The sequence below is a fragment of the Brevundimonas sp. 'scallop' genome (assembly GCF_011045535.1).
Taxonomy (GTDB): Bacteria; Pseudomonadota; Alphaproteobacteria; order Caulobacterales; family Caulobacteraceae; genus Brevundimonas; species Brevundimonas vesicularis.
Genome location: NZ_CP039382.1, coordinates 118,288 through 137,262, shown reverse-complemented (window position 1 = coordinate 137,262; position 18,975 = coordinate 118,288). Strand labels below are relative to the sequence as shown.

Annotated in this window: 19 protein-coding genes; 4 read left to right on the top strand and 15 right to left on the bottom strand. The window is 68.6% G+C overall.

From position 1 onward, the window contains the following. Window positions 1-6: 6 nt before the first annotated feature. Window positions 7-735, bottom strand: coding sequence for an orotidine-5'-phosphate decarboxylase (gene pyrF / locus E4341_RS00680; RefSeq protein ID WP_165114220.1), 729 nt, complete (start codon window positions 733-735; stop codon window positions 7-9). Window positions 736-818: 83 nt separating this feature from the next. Between pyrF and E4341_RS00675 the strand changes: the two genes are divergently transcribed. Continuing rightward, complete coding sequence (locus E4341_RS00675) at window positions 819-1,514, top strand: MarC family protein (protein WP_017505485.1); 696 nt, start codon at window positions 819-821, stop codon at window positions 1,512-1,514. A gap of 7 nt (window positions 1,515-1,521) precedes the next feature. Here the strand turns inward: E4341_RS00675 and E4341_RS00670 are convergent, their stop codons facing one another. Continuing rightward, window positions 1,522-1,920 (bottom strand): metallopeptidase family protein, encoded by a 399-nt coding sequence (locus E4341_RS00670; RefSeq protein ID WP_165114216.1) that lies wholly within the window; start codon window positions 1,918-1,920, stop codon window positions 1,522-1,524. A gap of 130 nt (window positions 1,921-2,050) precedes the next feature. Here E4341_RS00670 and E4341_RS00665 point away from each other — a divergent pair, with 130 nt between their 5' ends. Continuing rightward, window positions 2,051-4,372, top strand: coding sequence for a PAS domain-containing sensor histidine kinase (locus E4341_RS00665; protein WP_165114213.1), 2,322 nt, complete (start codon window positions 2,051-2,053; stop codon window positions 4,370-4,372). Here E4341_RS00665 and E4341_RS00660 read toward each other — a convergent pair. After that, window positions 4,369-6,015, bottom strand: a complete 1,647-nt coding sequence (locus tag E4341_RS00660; RefSeq protein ID WP_165114210.1) for a M28 family metallopeptidase — start codon at window positions 6,013-6,015, stop codon at window positions 4,369-4,371. The genes E4341_RS00665 and E4341_RS00660 overlap by 4 nt on opposite strands. A 37-nt stretch (window positions 6,016-6,052) precedes the next feature. Beyond that, window positions 6,053-7,282 carry a TIGR03862 family flavoprotein gene (locus E4341_RS00655; protein WP_165118459.1) on the bottom strand — a complete coding sequence of 410 codons (1,230 nt, stop codon included), beginning with the start codon at window positions 7,280-7,282 and terminating at the stop codon, window positions 6,053-6,055. Window positions 7,283-7,346: 64 nt separating this feature from the next. On the opposite strand from E4341_RS00655, the gene greA reads away from it, so the two are divergent. Further along, window positions 7,347-7,826: a transcription elongation factor GreA gene (greA, locus tag E4341_RS00650; protein ID WP_026108478.1), complete on the top strand. Its 480-nt coding sequence runs from the start codon at window positions 7,347-7,349 to the stop codon at window positions 7,824-7,826. Window positions 7,827-7,829: 3 nt separating this feature from the next. Here the strand turns inward: greA and E4341_RS00645 are convergent, their stop codons facing one another. Genes E4341_RS00645 through E4341_RS00600 form a run of 10 tightly spaced genes read right to left on the bottom strand, consistent with a single transcriptional unit; the run spans window position 7,830 to window position 16,669 of the window. Continuing rightward, window positions 7,830-8,237 (bottom strand): helix-turn-helix transcriptional regulator, encoded by a 408-nt coding sequence (locus E4341_RS00645; RefSeq protein WP_066625335.1) that lies wholly within the window; start codon window positions 8,235-8,237, stop codon window positions 7,830-7,832. Window positions 8,238-8,253: 16 nt separating this feature from the next. Then, on the bottom strand, window positions 8,254-9,891 hold the full coding sequence (lnt, locus tag E4341_RS00640; RefSeq protein ID WP_165114207.1) for an apolipoprotein N-acyltransferase: 1,638 nt from the start codon (window positions 9,889-9,891) through the stop codon (window positions 8,254-8,256). A gap of 4 nt (window positions 9,892-9,895) precedes the next feature. Next, window positions 9,896-10,342 (bottom strand): rRNA maturation RNase YbeY, encoded by a 447-nt coding sequence (gene ybeY / locus E4341_RS00635; RefSeq protein ID WP_165114202.1) that lies wholly within the window; start codon window positions 10,340-10,342, stop codon window positions 9,896-9,898. Next, a complete protein-coding gene (locus E4341_RS00630; protein ID WP_165114186.1) occupies window positions 10,339-11,325 on the bottom strand; it encodes a PhoH family protein in 987 nt (328 codons plus the stop codon). The genes ybeY and E4341_RS00630 overlap by 4 nt, the downstream gene beginning before the upstream one ends. Then, the gene (gene miaB / locus E4341_RS00625; RefSeq protein ID WP_240893588.1) at window positions 11,325-12,761 is read right to left on the bottom strand and encodes a tRNA (N6-isopentenyl adenosine(37)-C2)-methylthiotransferase MiaB; all 1,437 of its coding nucleotides are present in this window, start codon (window positions 12,759-12,761) and stop codon (window positions 11,325-11,327) included. Before miaB ends, E4341_RS00630 begins: the two co-directional genes overlap by 1 nt. Window positions 12,762-12,804: 43 nt before the next feature. Beyond that, the gene (locus tag E4341_RS00620; protein ID WP_017505496.1) at window positions 12,805-13,290 is read right to left on the bottom strand and encodes a Fur family transcriptional regulator; all 486 of its coding nucleotides are present in this window, start codon (window positions 13,288-13,290) and stop codon (window positions 12,805-12,807) included. A 27-nt stretch (window positions 13,291-13,317) separates the two neighbouring features. Continuing rightward, window positions 13,318-13,761, bottom strand: a complete 444-nt coding sequence (locus E4341_RS00615) for a GNAT family N-acetyltransferase (RefSeq protein WP_165114182.1) — start codon at window positions 13,759-13,761, stop codon at window positions 13,318-13,320. Further along, the gene (gene tsaB, locus E4341_RS00610) at window positions 13,758-14,438 is read right to left on the bottom strand and encodes a tRNA (adenosine(37)-N6)-threonylcarbamoyltransferase complex dimerization subunit type 1 TsaB (RefSeq protein ID WP_165114160.1); all 681 of its coding nucleotides are present in this window, start codon (window positions 14,436-14,438) and stop codon (window positions 13,758-13,760) included. Before tsaB ends, E4341_RS00615 begins: the two co-directional genes overlap by 4 nt. Window positions 14,439-14,484: 46 nt before the next feature. Next, entirely contained in the window at window positions 14,485-15,045 is a 561-nt protein-coding gene (locus tag E4341_RS00605) for a NifU family protein (protein ID WP_055808867.1), read from the bottom strand. Window positions 15,046-15,094: 49 nt separating this feature from the next. Continuing rightward, window positions 15,095-16,669 carry a helicase HerA-like domain-containing protein gene (locus tag E4341_RS00600; protein WP_165114139.1) on the bottom strand — a complete coding sequence of 525 codons (1,575 nt, stop codon included), beginning with the start codon at window positions 16,667-16,669 and terminating at the stop codon, window positions 15,095-15,097. 97 nt (window positions 16,670-16,766) lie between these two features. Between E4341_RS00600 and E4341_RS00595 the strand changes: the two genes are divergently transcribed. After that, window positions 16,767-17,900, top strand: coding sequence for an AI-2E family transporter (locus E4341_RS00595; protein ID WP_165114132.1), 1,134 nt, complete (start codon window positions 16,767-16,769; stop codon window positions 17,898-17,900). Here the strand turns inward: E4341_RS00595 and obgE are convergent, their stop codons facing one another. Further along, the gene (gene obgE / locus E4341_RS00590) at window positions 17,901-18,947 is read right to left on the bottom strand and encodes a GTPase ObgE (RefSeq protein WP_165114127.1); all 1,047 of its coding nucleotides are present in this window, start codon (window positions 18,945-18,947) and stop codon (window positions 17,901-17,903) included. It abuts the gene before it with no gap. Window positions 18,948-18,975: the final 28 nt, after the last annotated feature.

Sequence of the window (18,975 nt, the reverse complement as noted above, 5' to 3'; positions counted from 1 at the left end):
TCTGTCTCAGATCAGGGCGATCTGTTGTGCGATCTGTTGCGCCGCCGCGCGTGGATCGCTCGACGCCGTGATCGGCCGACCGATGACCAGATGTGTCGCGCCGGCCTGAAGCGCCGCCTCGGGCGTCGCCGCTCGCGCCTGGTCGTCCAGCGCGGCGCCGACGGGTCGCACGCCGGGCGTGACGATCAGAAAGTCGGGCCGGCCCGCCTCGACCGCCAACGAACGAGCACGCGCCGCCTCATGCGGGCTGGAGACGACGCCGTCGATTCCGGCCTCCAGCGCCTGCCGCACGCGTCGTTCGACCAGATCGGCCGGAGACAGGTTGTGGTCGTCGGCGGCCAAATCCTCGGCCGTCAGGCTGGTCAGGACCGTAACCCCCAGCACCTTCATATTCGAGCCCGCCGCGCCGCGCGCCGCCGCCGCCATGACCTGGGGCCGCGCATGGACCGTCAGCAGGTCGCAGTCGGCGCCCGCCAGATTGGCCGTCGCCTTCTCCACGGTCGCGCCGATGTCGTGCAGTTTCCAGTCCAGGAAGATTTTTCGCCCCTGCGCCTTCAACTCACGCGCCAGCGCCATGCCGTCGACCGCGAACAGTTGCAGCCCGACCTTGTAGAAGCTGATCGCGTCGCCGATTCGCTCGGCCAAAGCAGCCGCCTCGGCCGTGGTCGGCACGTCCAGGGCGCAGATGATCCGCTCGTCGGGCGCACGATCGGAGGAGGTTTGGGGATCGGTCATCGACGGACTCGCGCTGAGCGGCTATGCCGGACACGAGGGCGCGTCGGCAGGGCGGCGTGATGGATTGAGGGCGAGGGCAGGCGATGAACGCAGTCGATTTGGGTGTCAACCTGTTCGTGACCCTGTTCGCCCTGCTGGACCCCATCGGCAATCTGCCGATCTTCGCCGCCGCGACGGCCGGGGCGACCCTGCGTCAGCGGATTTCGGTTTCGGCCCTGATCTGCGCCTTCGCCGCCGTTTTCCTGGCCTTCTTCCTGTTCACGGGCCTGGGCCTGTTGCAGTTCTTCGGCATTTCGCTGGCGGCGTTCCGCATCGCGGGCGGCATATTGCTGCTGTTCCTGGGGCTGGACATGGCGCGCGGCGACTTCCTGGCCATGTTCGCCGACAAGGATGCGCTGGCCGATTCCAAGGACGTGCGCGGCTATGCCCGCAGGCGGTTCCAGCGCCTGGTCGTGCCCTTCGCCATTCCGTTGATGATCGGCCCCGGCGCTATTTCGGCGGTCATCATCCAGGCGGGCGAGGCGGCCAAGCTGGGCTACGCCGGGACCATGGGCTCGCTGGTCGCGATCGCGGCGGCCTGCGCCGTCTCCTTCGTCTGTTTCGCCCTGACCGGGTCGCTTAGCCGCCTGCTGGGCGAGGTCGGCATGGCGATCATCGTCAAGGTGCTGGGCCTGATCCTGTGCGCCCTGGCGATCCAGTTCATCCTGTTGGGCCTGGGCGAGGCCATCCCCGGCATGATCTCCGGCGCGGTGACGACGCCCTATCCGGCGACCAAATAGGCCGGGTTCAGTCGGCGTCGTCCTCGATGGCGTGGATGTCGTCGTCGGTCAGGCCCAGGTGGTGGCCGATCTCGTGGATCAGGACGTGGGCGATCAGTTCGCCGATCCCCACGTCGCCGCGTTCGCACCATTCGTCCAGGATAGGGCGGCGATAGAGGAAGACCCGCGACGGCTCGGCCGCCGGGCCCAGGCTGTCGCGCCGGCCGATGTCCACGCCATGGTACAGGCCCGTCAGCTCGAACGGGTCCTGAATCTCCATCTCCGCCAGCGTCGCTTCGTCGGCGAAGTCGTCGATGCGGATGACCACCTCGCCCGCCGCCTGTTTGAACGGTCCGGGCAGGGCGTCGAAGGCCTCTTGCGCCAGGCGGGCGAAGTCATCGAGAGAGGGGGCGATAGGGTCGGTCATCCCCGCGATATCGCCGCCCCGACGCCCTGCCGCAACGGGGCGCGATGACGCGATCACGAGACTGCCGCTTTTTCGCGCGCTTGGAGTATGGTTAGCGAATCGGGGCTGAGACTCTTCTCCAGGGACACGAATGGCCGAGGCCGACATCGCCTATGTCGCCACAGCGGGCGCAGCCGGACTGGCCATGGCCGTCAGCGCCTGGGCCTTGCTGCTGCGTGGGCGGTTGCATGAGACCGCCGTCGCCGCCGAGCGCGAGCGGGTCGAGGCCCTGGCCGATCTCAGCCGCCATGACGCCATGCTGCGCGCCTTCGACGACGTCAGCCTGGCCCTGACGCCGGACGGGCAGGCGGCCGGTCTGCCGATCGGTTCGGCCGAACTGATCGCGCGGCTGGCGGGTGAGGACGCCGAGGCCGGCGCCGCCGTCCTGACCAAACTCCGGATCACCCACGGCGCCCTGATCGACGCCCTGGTTCACGAAGGTCAGGCGTTCGAAGGTCTGGTCGCACTGGACGATGTGGAGCCCTGGCGGATCGAGGGCCGGGTGGCGGGCGGTTCGGCCTGGCTGCGGCTATCGCCCGCCTCGCGCTTCACCCTGACTGGGGCGGATGCGACCGAAAGCGGCCTGGCCCTGTTGGGCGACGCCTCGCCGACCCCGACCTGGGTCGTGGACGGGACCGGCAAACTGGCCTGGGCTAACCGCGCCTGGCTGAACGAGACCAATGCCGAGAGCATCGACGACGCCGTCGAAAAGGGCGTGTCCTTCGACCGCGGCGCCGACGCCCTGGTCGCCGAGGCCGCGCGGCTGGGCGTGCGCCAGGAGGGCTTCCGCTGGACGACCGGTGGGGGCGCGCGGCGCGCCTGGCGCATCATCGCAGAGCCGGCGGGCGGCGGCGCCGTCACCGCCTTCGCCATCGAGGTGACCGAGGCGGAAGAGACGCGCGACACCCTGCGCCGCCACGTCGACGCCCATGACGAGACCCTGAACCACCTGGCCGACGCCGTGGCGATCTTCGGCCCGCAAAAGCGGCTGGCCTTCCACAACACCGCCTTCCAGACCCTGTTCGACATCGACGCGGCCTGGCTGGACGAACGTCCGACCCATGCCGAGCTGCTGGATCGCCTGCGCCAGCGTCGCAGCCTGCCCGAGGTCGTCGATTACGCCGGCTGGAAGGCACGTGAGCTGGAGTTCTATGGCGCGTCGGAGGCCTCACCGGACGACAGCTGGTCCCTGCCGGACGGGCGCACTTTGCGCGTCGTGCGGCAGCCGCACCCGCTGGGCGGCATTCTGCTGATCTTCTCGGACATCACCGACGAGCTGAAGCTGCGCAGCCGCTTCAACGCCCAGATCCAGGTCCAGCGCGCGACGCTGGACAAGTTGAACGACGCGGTCGCGGTGTTCGGCTCGGACGGCCGACTGCGGCTGCATAATGAGGCGTTCGAGACCTTCTGGAACCTGTCGGCGGACAAGATCGCGACGGCCTCGGACTTCGACGCCCTAGCCGAACTGTGCAAGGCCGTGCTGCCCGATCCCGCCCTGTGGCTGGGGCTGAAGGCGCGCGTCGCCGATCCCGACCCCGAAAGCCGCGTAGCCATCTCCGGCGAGGGCCGGACCGTGGACGGTCGCGTCGCCGCCTGGCAGACCCGCCCCCTGCCGGACGGCGCGACCTTGGTCGCCTTCTCGGACGTGACGGCCCGACGCGGGCTGGAGCAGGCGCTGGTGCAGCGCGAACAGGCCCTGGCCGAAAGCCAGGCGCTGAAGCGCGAGTTCGTGGGCAGCGTCTCGTATGAGCTGCGCACGCCGCTGACGACCATCGTCGGCTATTCCGAACTGCTGGAGACGATGGGCGACCTGCCCGAGCGCAGCCGCCAGCACGCGGGCGCCATCCGCATCGCCGCCAGCCAGCTTGCCCGATCCATCGACGACGTGTTGGACATGGCCCAGATCGACGCCGGCGAGATGGAGCTTTCGCTGGGCGATCTGCGGGTCTGCGACCTGCTGAGCCAGGCCGCCGAAAAGGTCCGGGCGCGGGTCGAGGGACGCGGCGCCACACTCACCGTTTCCTGTCCTGCCGATCTCAAACCCATCCGCGCCGACGAACACAGGATCGGCCAGGCGCTGGATCATCTGCTGGAGAACGCGGCGCGCGCCGTGTCCGAAGGCGGGGCTGTCGAGCTGAAGGCCGAGACCGGCCCGTCTGAAATCCGCCTGACGGTGTCCGACACCGGGCGCGGCATTCCCTATCATCTGCAGGCCCACGTCTTCGACCGCTTCGTGCGGCGCGAGCGCGGCGGTCCCGGCGTGGGTCTGGCCCTGGTCAAGGCCCTGGTCGAACTGCACGGCGGCTGGGCCGAGGTCGAAAGCGAGCCGGGCAAGGGCGCCGCCTTCATCCTGCATCTGCCGCTGGGCGCCGCGACCACCGCCGCCGCGCCCGAGCTTCAGCTGGAAATCTAGCGCCGCGACGCCTTCGAGGTGTCCCGCGCCGGGCCGAACTCGGCGCCGGCGTTCCATTCCGGCCATTGGTCCCCGTCCGCCAGTTCGCGACCGACGGCGTAGATCAGCGCCACATCGGCGGCGGCGGCGTTCATCGTCCAGGTCGAATCCCATTCGTCCGTAGGCTGATGATAACGGTTCTGGACGTAGTCGCGGCTGGCCGCGCTGGCGCCGGTGAAGCCCGCCGCCGGGAACAGGGCCGGTACGCCCTTCAGCGCCAGGGGGAAATGATCCGAACGATAGAAGGCTCCGGCCTGGGGCGCCGGATCGGCGATCAGGGTGCGGCCCGTCTCGGTCGCGTGGCGCGCCAGGATGTCGTCCAACTGGTTCTTGCCCCTGCCGATGACGACGACGTTCGGGTCGATCTCGGTCCCTGGCAACAGGCTGTCGACGTTGATGTTGGCGACCGTGGTCTCCAGCGGCCAGACCGGATTGGCGGCGTAATAGGTCGAGCCCAAGAGGCCCGCCTCCTCTCCCGACCAGGCGGCGAAGACGACCGAGCGTTTCGGGCGCGGACCCTCGGCGAAGGCGTGGGCCAGTTCCAGCAGGGCCGCGACGCCGGTCGCATTGTCCACCGCCGCATTATAGATCTTGTCGCCCTGGGCGTTCGGCGTGCCGACGCCGTAGCCGTCCCAGTGGGCGCCGTACATGACGGTCTCGTCCGGGCGTTCGGAGCCGGGTATGCGGGCGATGACGTTCTTGGTCTCCACCTTGTCGGCGATCTGGCCGAAATCGACGCTCATCGTCAGGCCGGGCAGGACGACGGGCTCGAAATCGGCGCTGCGCGCACTGTCCTTCAGGGCCGCGAAATCAAGGCCGGCGGCGGTGAACAGCTCTTCCGCCTTGGCGCGCTGGATCCAGCCCTGGAACGCCGCGCGCTCGGCGTCGGGGTTGGCGCGCACGATGTCGAACTTGGGCGCGGCCGATGAGTTCTGCAGCGTCGACCAAGGATAGCCCGCGCCGGCCGTCTCATGCACCACCAGCACGCCCGCCGCACCGCGACGACCCGCCTCCTGGAACTTGTAGGTCCAGCGGCCATAGAAGGTCATGGCGTTTCCGTCGAACTTGCCTGCGACCGGATCCCCGTCGGGCGCCTGGAAGTCGGGATCGTTGACCAGGACGACGATGACCTTGCCGCGCACGTCCATGTCCTTGAAATCGTCCCACTGGCGCTCGGGCGCCGTCGTGCCGTAGCCGACGAAGACCACAGGCGCGTCGGTCACTGTGATGTGGTTGGTCGGCCGGTCGCTGGACACCAGAACGTCGGGACCGCGCTCCAGGCTGATGGTCTTGCCGCCAACGGTCGCGGCGACGGTCGCCGGACCGTCCTGGCGCGTGCGCGACAGATGGGCGACCTGGACGAAGGCGCCGTCCGGCCCGCCGCCCTCGGCCGCCGCGGCCTTGAACTGTTCGACGAGCCAGGCGACGGTATTTTCCTCGCCGGCGGAGGCAGGGGCGCGGCCTTCGAATTCGTCCGACGCCAGAACCCGAACCGACTCATTCATCCGCGCGGCGTCGATGTTCGGCGCCGTCACCTGCGCCAAGGCCGGGGACCAGGCCATCATCAGGGCCAGGATGGACACAGCGGGGAAGGCGTGGCGCATCGGATACTCCTGATCGAACCTCGCGACCCTGCCTTTCTCAGTCCCGACTGTCGAGCCAGTCGATGACGCCCAGGGCCGCGACGACGCCGGAGGCGAAGCTGGCCTGAAGCAGATAGCCGCCGGTCGGCGCCTCCCAATCCAGCATCTCGCCCGCGACGAAGACGCCCGGTCGCGCGACCAGCATCAGCCGTTCGTCCACGCCGTCCAGTATGACGCCGCCCGCTGAGGAAATCGCCCGTTCCAGTCCCTGAACGCCGGTCAGGGTCAGCGGCATGGCCTTGATCCGCTCGGCCAAGGCCCGAGGCGAGGCGGGCAGGGGACCGGCCTCATACAGCAGGGCGACGGCGGCCGACTCCAACCCGACCACCTTGCGCAGATGGTTCGACAAGCTGGCCTTGCCGCGCGGCTTCGACAGACGGTCGGTCAGTTTTCCGACCGCCACATCCGGCTTCAGGTCGATCTGGATCTCGGCGCGCCCCGCCGTCTCGACCGTCGTCCTCAACGCGGTGGACAGCGCATAGATGGCGCCGCCCTCGATGCCGTAGCGGGCGATCATCGCCTCGCCCCGCGCCGTCCGGTCATTGTGCGTGACAGCGACGCCTTTCAGCGGCTGGCCCGCGAACCGATCACGGAACAGCGCCGACCAGGCGACGTCGAAGCCGACATTGGCCGGCCGGAACGGCGACACGGCGGCGCCCTGCGCTTCCAGCCACGGCGCCCAGGCCCCGTCCGAACCCAGACGCGGCCAGCTGGCGCCGCCCAGCGCCAGGACCACGGCGTCGGGTCGTTCCAGCCGTTCGCTCTCCGGCGTCTCGAATGTCAGCGCGCTGTCGCGCCAACCGGTCCAGCGCGAGCGTGTGCGAATCTCGACGCCCTGCGCCTCCAGCCGCGCCAGCCAGGCCCGCACCAGGGGCGACGCCTTCATGGCCTTCGGAAACACCCGCCCGCTTGAGCCGACGAAGGTTTCCTGCCCCAGGGCCTCGACCCAGGCGGTCAGGTCGGCAGGCGTGAACCGGTCGATCCAGGCGGCGGCCGTCGGCTGGGCGAGACCATAGCGGGTCATGAACCGGTCCAGCGGTTCCGAATGGGTCAGGTTCAGCCCGCCGCGTCCGGCCATCAGCAGCTTGCGGGCCACGGACGGCATCCGGTCGTGCACCACGACCGTCGTGCCCGCCTGCGCCAGCCGCTCGGCCGCCATCAATCCGGCGGGACCGGCGCCGATCACGTGAACGATGCGAGAGGTCGTAAGACTGGGCGACTGTTGCATGGCGTGGCTTTGCGCGCTTGCGGCCGCGCTGGCTATAGGCGTCGTCATCGCTATGTTCCCTACCATGAGCGTTGCCTTCACCCGCGAAGAAGATCTGGAAGCCACCGCCGCCGACCTGGCGGACCGCCCGATCTCGCCCCATCCCAATCTGGTCACGCCCGAGGGGCTGGCTGCGATCGAGGCCGAACTGGCCTCGGCCCGCGCCGCCTATACTGCCGCCCAGGTGCAAGGCTCGATCGAGAGCGACCGCACCGCCATGGCCCGCGCGACGCGGGACCTGCGCTACTGGTCCGCACGGCGCGCTTCGGCTCAGCTGATCGCGCCGACCGAGGACGATGGGGCCGTGCGGTTCGGGGGTTCCGTCTCCATCGAGCGCGAGGATGGGCGCGCCCAGACCTGGCGCATCGTCGGCGAAGACGAGGCCGATCCGGCCGCAGGCTCGGTCAGCCATGTCTCGCCCCTCGCCCGCGCCGTTATGGGCAAAAGGGTCGGCGACGAGGTGACGGTGGCCGGTCAGTCGGCCGAGATCGTCGCGGTCGGCTAGACCTCAGTTCTGGGCGTCGTCGTCGCCCAGCATATCCCGCATCATGTCCAGGATCAGCTTCTGCTTACGCGCAGGCAGGCGTGGCGCCAGGCGGGTGATCTCGACGCTGGTCTTGGTCGGACGGTGCTCGTGGTCGAAGGCGGGCGCCTCTTCGGCGACGCCGACCGTCGCGCTGCTGTAGCCGTCGAAGAAGAAGGGAATGCCGACCTTCATGAACTCGGCCATTTCGAACAGTTTCGAGGCCGAGACGCGGTTCGTGCCCTTTTCGTACTTCTGTACCTGCTGGAAGCTGACGCCGACGGCTTTGGCGAGGGCGGTCTGGGTCAGGCCAAGGTCGAGACGCTTTTCCTGAACGCGACGGCCGACATGGCGATCGACGGGATGCGGATCCTCGTCCTTTTCACGCGCCATCGCCGTCACCCTTCACCTAGATCGCTGCTTGATTCCCCTGGACCCTAGATCGCCGGACCGACGGCCACAAGGACAGGATGAACGCTGTTAGCACTGAGAAAAAGAACAGGAAATCGCCAAATCGACCGTAGGGCGTGACGCCCGTCGGACGGGGCAGGGGGGCGTCGATGACGCCCATGACGCCCGGCTCCAGCCGTTGGCCCGCGACGATCCGGCCCCACGGGTCGATCATGGCAGAAATGCCGGTCGGGGTGGCCCGCGCGATGGGCAGGCCGGTCTCGATGGCGCGATAGCTGGCCAGGTTCAGATGCTGACGCGGACCCGAGGTCGCGCCGAACCAGGCGTCATTGGACGCATTGACGATCCACTCGGGCCGTCCGGCCGCGCCCGGGGTAAAGCCGGGATACAGGCTCTCGTAGCAGATCAGCACCTGCGCCGGCGGGGCGCCTGGAACCGAAATCGGGGCCGGCGTCGGCCCGGCCGTAAAGTCGCTGGGCATGTGCACCAGGCTGCGCAGGCCGATGGAGGTCATGATCGACCCCAAGGGCAGGTATTCGCCGAACGGCACCAGCCGGTGCTTGTCATAGACGGCGGCGACCCTCAGGCCCGCTCCGCCTTCGTCGGCCAGGGCGAACAGGCTGTTGTAATAGCGCGCGCCCTCGGGCGCAGTCAGGTCCGGCTCGCCCCGCGCCAGGCCCATCAGCAAGGTCTGTCCGGGTCGCAGGGCGCCCGCGATGGCCTGGGCGTCGGCTGAGGCGAAAACGTCGTTGGCCGAGGCGGGCAGGGCGCCTTCGGGCCAGACCACGACATTGGGCGTCCGCGTCGCCGCCTGACCCGTCAGGGCGACATAGCGATCGACGATGGAGCGATAGGCCTCGGGCGACCATTTGGTTTCCTGCTTCACATCAGCCTGAACCAGGCGCACGACTGTGTCTGTGAACTGAAGATCCGACTGCGCCAATCTGACGGCGCCGAAGCCGCCGACGGCGAGCAGGGCCAGGGCGCCCAAGCCTGCAGAGATCAGGCGGCTGCGCTTGTCGCCAGGTCCGATCAGGGGCGCGAAAGCCGTCGTGACCGCGACCGTCACCAGGCTCAGCCCATAGACGCCGACGACCGAGGCGAATTGAGACATGCCGCCGCCCGCGCGCCAGGTCGCGCCGGCCGGGTTCCACGGAAAGCCCGTCAGCACATGCCCCCGCAACCATTCGGCGGCGCAGAACAGGGCGGCGAACAACAGCACCCGCACAGCTCCCAGCGGCGCGAACCGGCGATAGAGGGCGCCGGCCGTTCCCCAGAACAGCCCCAGGCCCGCCGGCAGCAGGCTAGCCGCAAACGGCGCCATCCACGCCTGTTCGGGATTGACGAAAAACGCCTCTGCCACCCACCAGCAGCCGACGAAGAAATAGGCGAACCCCGCCAGCCACCCCATCCAGAAGGCGCCGCGCGTCGTGTCGGACCGCTCCGACAGGATCATCAGCAGCGGATAGCCCAAAAGCCCGATCAGCACTCCGAACGGCGGATGAGCGAAGGCCGTCCCGGCACCGGCCAGCAGCGCCAGAACGATGCGGATCAGCCGCCACGTCAGGGCGCGTTTCCTGTCGGGCAGGGCGCGGATCGGGGCCGCGAAACGGTCCAGCAGGGCGTCGGGGAACATCGGGTCAGTCCTGCTCGGCGATATAGGGGTCGGCGACGCCGATCTGGGCCAGGATTTCGCGCTCCTCGGCCTCCATCTCCTCGGCCTCGGCGTCGTCTTCGTGGTCGCGGCCCAAGAGGTGCAGCACGCCGTGGACGACCAGATGGCTCAGATGATCGGCCAGAGTCTTACCCTGCGCCTCGGCCTCGGTCGCGCAGACGCCGTAGGCCAGGACGATGTCGCCCAGATGCGGAAAGGCGTTTTCCGGCGCGGGGAAGGACAGGACATTGGTCGGCCTGTCCTTGTCGCGAAACCGCCCGTTCAGCTCGCGCACGGCGGCGTCGTCAGTCAGCAGGACGACGATATCGCCCTCCACCGTGCCCAGCGCGGCCTGCGCCGCGCGTTCGACGACGGCCTCCGCGTCCGGCAGGGCGCCGGTCCAGGCCTCGGCCTCGACTTCAATCTCGATCATGCGCGCTCTTCGAGGTCCGGGGCGGGGCGTCCGCGCGCGGCGTCGGCGTCATAGGCGCGCACGATCCGCTCGACCATGGCGTGACGCACCACGTCGGAAGCCTCGAACTTCAGGATGCCGACGCCCTGAACTCCGTCCAGAATACGCAGGGCGTGGGCCAGACCTGAATCGCGCGGGTTCAGCAGGTCGATCTGCGACGGGTCGCCCGTCACCACCATCCGTGCGCCCTCGCCCAGGCGCGTCAGCACCATCTTCATCTGCAGACGACTGGTGTTCTGGGCTTCATCGACGATGACGAAGGCGTGGCTGAGCGTGCGGCCTCGCATGAAGGCGATCGGGGCGGCCTCGATCTCGCCCTTGTCGCGGCGACGCTGCACGTCCTCGGCGCCCAGAATGTCGTTCAGCGCCTCCCAGATCGGCGCCAGATAGGGATCGACCTTTTCGTTCAGGTCGCCGGGCAGGAAGCCCAGCTTCTCGCCCGCCTCGACCGCCGGGCGGGTGATGACCAGCCGGTCCACCTGCCCCCGCCGCAGCAGCGATGCGCCATAGGCCGCCGCCAAAAAGGTCTTGCCGGTGCCCGCCGGGCCAACGCCGAAGCTCAGTTCGCACCGGCCCAGCATGTCCAGATAGGCGGCCTGCGCCTTGGTCTTGGGCACGATGGCGCCGCGCTTGCCGCCCGGCAGCGACACGCCCGCCGCCGCCATGCCGGGCGTGCCGCGACCGCCGCGCGCCTGGCCCAGGGCTGCGCGCACGTCGGCCTCGGTGACTTCGGCGCCCAGGGCCGCGCGCTTGGCCAGATCCTCGATCACCTGGCGGGCGTCCGTGCGGTCGCGTGCGCCGCCGTTGACGGAGACCCCGCCGCCCGGTGCCTCGACCAGCACCTTGAACGCGTCCTCGATCAGGGCGACGTGGCGACTGTTCGGCCCGATGACCGCCCGCACTTCGGCATCGTTCAAGGGGACGAATTCAGACTCACGCGCCATCAAGCGGCCTTTTCTTTTTGGGCTGTCGCCGAGCCTGCGGGACCCGGCTGCCTGAGCCCGTCTGCTATGAGCCGGCCTGACAGACTGTTCTGCTGGCCGGCGATGATCTCGATCGGAACGATCTGCCCGATCAGATGATCCGCGTCATCGACGTGGACCGATTGAAGATATGGGGATCGACCGATCGCTTGGCGACGGTGGCCGTGCCGTCCCGGCTTGTCGAACAGGACGTTCAGCGTCCGGCCGGCCTGAGCCACATTGAAGGCGGTCTGCTGTTCCGTCAGCAGGGCGATCAGGCGATGCAGTCGATCCTTGGCGACGTCCGGCTCGACCTGTTTGCCCATGCCCGCCGCCGGCGTGCCCGGTCGCGGCGAATAGGCAAAGGCGAAGGCCCCAGCGTAGTTCACACGCCGCACCAGATCCAGCGTGTCCTCGAACTCCCGATCCGTCTCACCGGGGAAGCCGACGATGAAGTCGCCCGCGATGGCGATATCCGGCCGCGCGACGCGGATCCGGTCGATCAGATCGAAATATTTCTGACGCCCGTGCTTGCGGTTCATCGCCCGCAAAATGCGATCCGACCCCGCCTGAACCGGCAGATGCAGATAGGGCATCAAGGCGTCCAGATCGCCATGCGCGGCGATTAACTCATCGGCCATGTCGTTGGGATGGCTGGTCGTATAGCGGATGCGGTCCAGGCCGGGGATCTCGGCCAGGGCATAGGCCAGTTCGGCCAGGGTCGCCTTGCGCCCGTCCGGCCGCTCGCCGTCATAAGCGTTGACGTTCTGGCCCAGCAGGGTGACCTCGCGCACGCCCCGATCCGCCAGTTGTCGCGCCTCTTCCAACACCGCCGCCATCGGTCGCGACCATTCGGCGCCGCGCGTATAGGGCACGACGCAGAAGGTGCAGAACTTGTCGCAACCCTCCTGCACCGTCAGGAAGGCGGTCGGCCCCTCGGTGAAGCGGGCCGCGGGCAGGGCGTCGAACTTGTCGTCGGGAGCGAAGTCGGCGCCGATCCGCTCGCCCCGCGCCCTCGCCGTGCGGGTCAGAAGCTCGGGCAGTTGGTGATAGGCCTGGGGACCGACGACCATATCGACGGCCGGCTGGCGACGCATGATCTCTTCGCCCTCGGCCTGGGCGACGCAGCCGGCGACGGCGATGGTCAGATCCCCGCCGGTTTCGCGCCGGATGTCGCGCATCTCGCGCAGCTTGCCGAGCTCGGAATAGATCTTCTCGGCCGCCTTTTCGCGGATATGGCAGGTGTTCAGGATGACGAAGTCGGCGGCCTTCACGTCGTCGGTGACGCCATAACCCAGCGGGCGCAGCACATCGGCCATGCGCTCGCTATCATAGACGTTCATCTGACAGCCGTAGGTCTTGATGAACAGACGCTTTTCGGGCGCCGTCTCGACTTGAGGAACCAGGGTCTCGGTCATCGTGGGCTTATGATCGCCCGCAAGCGTCGCGACAAGCCGAGCGTCAGCCCGCATCCACATCGGCGGGATCGACCCGCGCCGCATGGCGGGTGAAGATCAGGCCTTCGCGCTTGGACGGCTCGGCGCCCTCGATCGCAACGCCATAGAGCTCCAGCTTGTGGCCGATCAGCTGGAAGCCCAGCCGTTCCGCGATCTCGTTCTTCAACCGCTCGATCTCGGCGTCGAAGAATTCGATCACCTCGCCCGACTTGGTGTCGATCAGGTGGTCGTGGTGGTCGTCGCCGGCCTCTTCATAGCGGCTGCGGCCGTCGCCGAAGTCGTGCTTCTCGACCACGCCCGCCTCTTCGAACAGGCGCACGGTGCGATAGACGGTGGCGATCGAGATGTGCGGATCGATGGCCGAGGCGCGGCGATACAGCTCTTCCACATCCGGGTGGTCCGCGGCGTTGGACAGCACCCGGGCGATCACCCGGCGCTGTTCGGTCATACGCATGCCGCGCTCGGCGCAGAGTTTTTCGATCCGGTCCATGCGCCTAGAATAGGGGCTTGGATCGCATCAGGGAAGCGTCAGGTTGGCGTCAGGCGCACAGAGGTCGCGGCTCATCACCACCGCATCGGTCCGCGATCCGTCGGCGCCCGCATAATAGGCTTTGCGGCGACCGATCGGGGCGAACCCGGTCTGCTCATACAGGCCGCGCGCGGCGACATTGTCGTCGGCGACCTCCAGGAACAGCCGCGTCGCGCCGGCCTGGACCGCAGCGAGGGCCGCCGCCTCGACCAGACGTCGCCCCAGTCCGTGGCGACGCGCGGGCGGGACCACGGCCAGGGTCAGGATTTCCGCCTCGTCGACCACGGTCCGGATCAGGATGAAGCCGTCGGGCTCGCTGACCGCCAGCACGCCTGGCTGCGACAACAGATCGGCGAAGGTGTCGGCGCCCCACGGCGCGGCAAAAGCCTGGGCGTGCAGGGCGGCGAGTGAGGCGGGGTCCGCCGCCGTCACGGCGCAGGCTGGCGCGGCTGGCCCGGCAGGCGGCTGGGCGGCGTGGCGTCGGGCGCGCGCAGATAGAGCGGACGGGGCGGCTGGGTCGCCGGATCGGCGACGGCGGCCAGGCGCGCCAGCGCCTCCGGCGACGCTGCGACCCGGTCGTCCAACTGAGCGAAGGGCAGGTCGGGGAAGGCCTGGGTCACGACCGCTGCGCCATTGCCGACCAAGGCGACGCCCGGTCCGATATCGGCGATCCGCCGCGCGGCCTCTTCCAGCGACAACGCTTCATCGGGGCCAAGCGGCCCACCGTCGGCGAAGAGGCGCGCATAGACCTGACCGCGCCGCGCATCGATCAGGGCTGCGATGGGGCCGTCTTGATTGGCGAGCGAGGCGGCGAGCGCGTCCAGCGCCGACAGACCGACGACCGGCCGATCCAGCGCCGCGCCCAAACCCTGGGCAAAGGCCAGGCCGACGCGCAGACCGGTGAACGAGCCCGGTCCGACCGTGACGCCGATTCGGTCCAGGCTGTCGAAACCGCCACCCGCCTCGGCCATGACGTCGCGCACCAGGCCGCCGATCCGTTCCTGATGTCCCTTGATCATCGGCTCAAAGCGCACGGCGAGCGCGCGATCGTCCTCGAACACCGCCGCCGTGCAGGCGCCGAGCGCCGTATCGATCACCAGAAGTCTCATGGGCGTCTTCTAGGCGGCGCGTTGCAGAACCGCCACCGCGTCCGGATCAGAGGGTCTGCTCGACCCGCGTCACCTCGGGCACATAGTGGCGCATCATCTGCTCGACCCCGGCCTTCAAGGTCGCCGACGACGACGGACAGCCGGCGCAGGCGCCGCGCATCCGCAGGTTCAGAACGCCGGTCGCCTCGTCAAAGGAATCGAACAGGATATCGCCGCCGTCCTGGGCCACGGCGGGGCGAATGCGGCTATCCAGCAGGGCCTTGATCTCGGCGACGATCTCGCTGTCGTCCTCGGCATGGCCGTCGGTTTCGCCGCCGGCGCCGCGCGTCAGCGCCTGACCCGAGACGAAGTGATCCATGACGACGCCCAGGATCGGCGCCTTCATCTCGGACCACTCCGGACCCTGCGGCTGGCGGGTCACCGAAACATAGTCCGCGCCGAAGAAGACGCCGTCGACGCCTTCCAGCTCGAACAAGGCCTCAGCCAGCGGAGAGGCCGTCGCCTCGTCGATGGTGCGGTATTCCAGCGCGGCGGTCGGCGACACGTCGCGGCCGGGCAGGAACTTCAGCACGTTCGGATTGGGCGTGGGTTCGGTCTGGATGAACATGGGCGGGAGATGCGCTCGCCCCCGCCCCGTTGCAAGACCCGAGCAGAACCTAGCGCCGCTTCAACCCGCCCAGCAGACCGCGCATCAGTTCGCGGGTCAGGGTCGATCCGGCCGTGCGCAGGACCGACTTGGTCAGGGCCTCGACCGGGGTTTCGCGGGTTGACCGACGCGCAGGCTTCGCGGCCTCGCGCGACGCCCGCGCTTCGGCTTGAGCTTGAGCCTTCGCCCGCGCCTCGGCGGCCTTCTGATCGGCCTTGGCCTGAGCGGCGGCGGCCTTGTCGGCCTCGGCCTGCGCCTTGGCCTGAACTTGGGCCTGAACTTCAGCCTGATCGGCGGCGCTATGACGATTGGCCAGGATTTCGGCGGCGGATTCGCGGTTCAGGACCTGCTCGTAAAGGCCCCGCACCGGGCTGGCGGCCATGACGGCGGCGCGCTCAGTATCGGTCGCGGGACCCAGGCGCGAGGCCGGCGGGCGGATCTTGGTGCGGGCCACGATGGTCGGCGCGCCCTTTTCGTCCAGCACCGACACCAGGGCCTCGCCCACGCCCAGACCCTGAATGGCCTCGGCCGTGTCGAAGGCGGCGTTGGCTCGGAAACTCTGCGAGGCGGCCTTCAGCCCCTTTTGCTCGGACGGTGTATAAGCGCGAAGCGCGTGCTGAATGCGGTTGCCCAGCTGGGCCAGGACGCTGTCGGGAATATCGGCCGGATTTTGCGTCACGAAATAGACCCCGACCCCCTTGGACCGGATCAGGCGCACGACCTGTTCGACCTTTTCCAACAGGGCGCGCGGGGCGTCGTTGAACAGCAGGTGCGCTTCGTCGAAGAAGAAGACCAGGCGCGGCTTTTCCGGATCGCCCACCTCTGGGAGCTGTTCGAACAGCTCCGACAGCAGCCACAGCAGGAAGGCCGCATACAGGCGCGGACTGTTCATCAGCCGGGTCGAATCCAGCACATTGACCTGGCCCCGGCCGTCCAGGCCGACGCGGATCATGTCTTCCAGCTTCAGCGCCGGCTCGCCGAAGAAGGCGTCGCCGCCCTGTTGCTCGACCTGCAACAAGGATCGCTGGATGGCGGCGATGGAGGCGGGGGCGACATTGCCGACCTCTCGCCCGATCCGCTCGGCGTTCTCGCCGACATAGACCAACAGGCTGCGCAGATCGTCGAGGTCCAGCAGCAGCAGGCCTTCCTTGTCCGCCACATGGAAGACCACGGTCAGCACGCCCTCCTGCACGTCATTCAGGTTCAGCATCCGCGCCATCAGCACCGGGCCGATCTCGGACACCGTGGTGCGGATCGGATGTCCCTTCTGGCCATACAGGTCCCAGAAGACGGTGGGGGCGGCGCGAGGCGTCAGGGTCAGGCCCATCTCGGTGGCGCGGGCGACCAGCTTCTCGTTCGGCGTGCCGATCTGGGAGATGCCCGACAGGTCGCCCTTCACATCGGCGCAGAAGACCGGCACCCCGGCGTCGGAAAAGCCCTGGGCCATGATCTGCAGAGTGACCGTCTTGCCTGTCCCGGTCGCGCCGGCGACGACGCCGTGGCGGTTGGCGCGGTTGAACAGCAGGTTTTCCGGCTGGGCGGCGTCGGACTGGCCGAGGAACAGGCCGGGCAGGGCGTCGGGCATTGGGGTCTCCGATGGGGCTCCGGCAAAGGTCTAGCGCGTTCCCCGCGCGCTCGGAACAGCGATTGACGGCGACGGCGGGCGGTTCGACAACACGGTCATGAAAAACCCCATCGCCACGCCGTCCTCGGTCGCCGCTCGCAATGCTCTCGGCGTCATCGCCACGGTGGCGGCCGGGGCGGCGATCTACTGGCTGCGGGACATCCTGACGCCGCTGGCGATGGCCATCTTTCTCCTGATCATGATCGACGGGGTGAAGCGGTCGGTCGAGGCGCGTACGCCATTGAACAGCCGCATGGCCGGGATCGCGGCCCTGATGCTGGTGGTGCTGGCCTTCTTCGCCTCCATCGCCATCATCGTGAACGGGGCGGCGGGCTTCTTCGGCGAGGCGTCCGGCGTGTCCCAGAACATCGGCCCGCGCATCGATCAGATCATTCGCGACGCCTATGGGCTGGTGCGTCTGGCCAATCCGCCCACGGCGCAGGACCTGATCAACGGCGTCGATGTGCGCGGCTGGCTGACCTCCATGGCTTTCCAGGTGCAGGGCATCGCCTCGGGCGCCTTCTTCGTCCTGATCTATCTGGGCTTTCTGCTGGCCTCCCAGGTCGGCTTCCGGCGCAAGATCGTCGCCATGTTCCCATCAGAAGCCCAGCGCGACGAGGCGGTCGCGGTGTTCCAGCGCGTGCGCGGCGGGGTCGAGGGCTATATCTGGGTGCAGTCGGTGACCGGCGCGATGATCTGCATCGTCGCCTGGATCCTGATGCGGGCCGTCGGGCTTCAGAACTCCGAGTTCTGGACCTTCGTCATCTTCATTGTCGGCTTCATCCCCGTGCTGGGCGGGGCGGTGGCCGGTCTGGCCCCGCCGCTGTTCGCCTTGGTCCAGTTCGAAAGTTACTGGCCCGCCGCCATCCTGCTGGTCGGGTTGCAAGTCATCCTGTTCGTCGTCGGCAACTTCATCCAGCCGCGCATGCAGGGCGACAACCAGAACATCGACCCGGTCGTGGTGCTGCTGGCCCTGGCCTTCTGGGGCAAGCTGTGGGGCGTGGTCGGCATGTTCCTGTCCACGCCGCTGGCGGTCATGGCCATGGCGATCCTGGCCGAGTTCAAGGGCTCGCGCTGGATGGCGATCCTGCTGTCGGGCGACGGCGAGCCCTATGCGAACGAGGGCAAGACGACCGACAGGCCCAAATCGACCCGCCGCAAACCCAAACCGGAATCCGCAGCGGAGGCCTGATCAGGGCTGCCAGCCGCTGATCTGGTCCGCGTCGCTGTCGCCGGCCAGGGCGCCGCGCGTCTTCTTCACCTCGGCCCAGGCCGCGCGCAGCAGGGCGGGCACGCCCTCGCCCGACACGCCGGACACCAGCATGGGACGGCGACCGGCGACGGCCTCCAGTTCGGCGGCCTTCTCCTCGCGCGCCTCCGGCGTCAGGGCGTCGATCTTGTTCAGGGCCAGGATTTCGGCCTTGTCCGCCAGACCCTCGCCATAGGCTTCAAGCTCGCCCCGGATGATGCGGTAGGCCTCGACCACGTCGTCCTGGGTGCCGTCGATCAGGTGGATCAGGCTGGCCGAGCGTTCGACATGGCCCAGGAACCGCGTGCCCAGTCCCGCGCCCTCGCTGGCGCCCTCGATCAGGCCGGGAATGTCGGCGATGACGAAACGCTCGGACGGCGACAGGTCCACCATCCCTAGGTTCGGGGCCAGGGTGGTGAACGGATAGTCGGCGATCTTGGGCTTGGCGGCGCTGGCGGCCGACAGGAAGGTCGACTTGCCGGCATTGGGCAGGCCCGCCAGACCGATGTCGGCGATCAGCTTCAGCCGCAGCCAGATCCAGCGCTCCTGACCGTCCTGACCAGGATTGGCGTAGGTCGGCGCCTGGTTGGTCGGCCCCTTGAAGCGCACATTGCCCCAGCCGCCGTTGCCGCCCTTTAGCAGCAGCTCCATCTTGCCGGGCGTGTCCATGTCCAGCAGAACCGTTTCCTTGTCCTCGTCAAGCACCTGGGTGCCGACGGGCACCTTCAGATGTACGTCCTCGCCCTTGCCGCCGTGCATCTGGCGCCCTTGGCCGTGGTGGCCGGTCTGGGCCTTGAAATGCTGCTGATAGCGATAGTCGATCAGGGTATTCAGCCCGTCGACCGCCTCGATCCAGACATCCCCGCCCTTGCCGCCGTCGCCGCCGTCCGGCCCGCCGTTCGGGATGAATTTCTCGCGTCGAAACGACACGGAGCCCGCGCCGCCGTTGCCGGAGCGGATATAGATCTTGGCCTGGTCGAGGAACTTCATCGCGGGCTTATGCCGCAGAAGCGCGGCG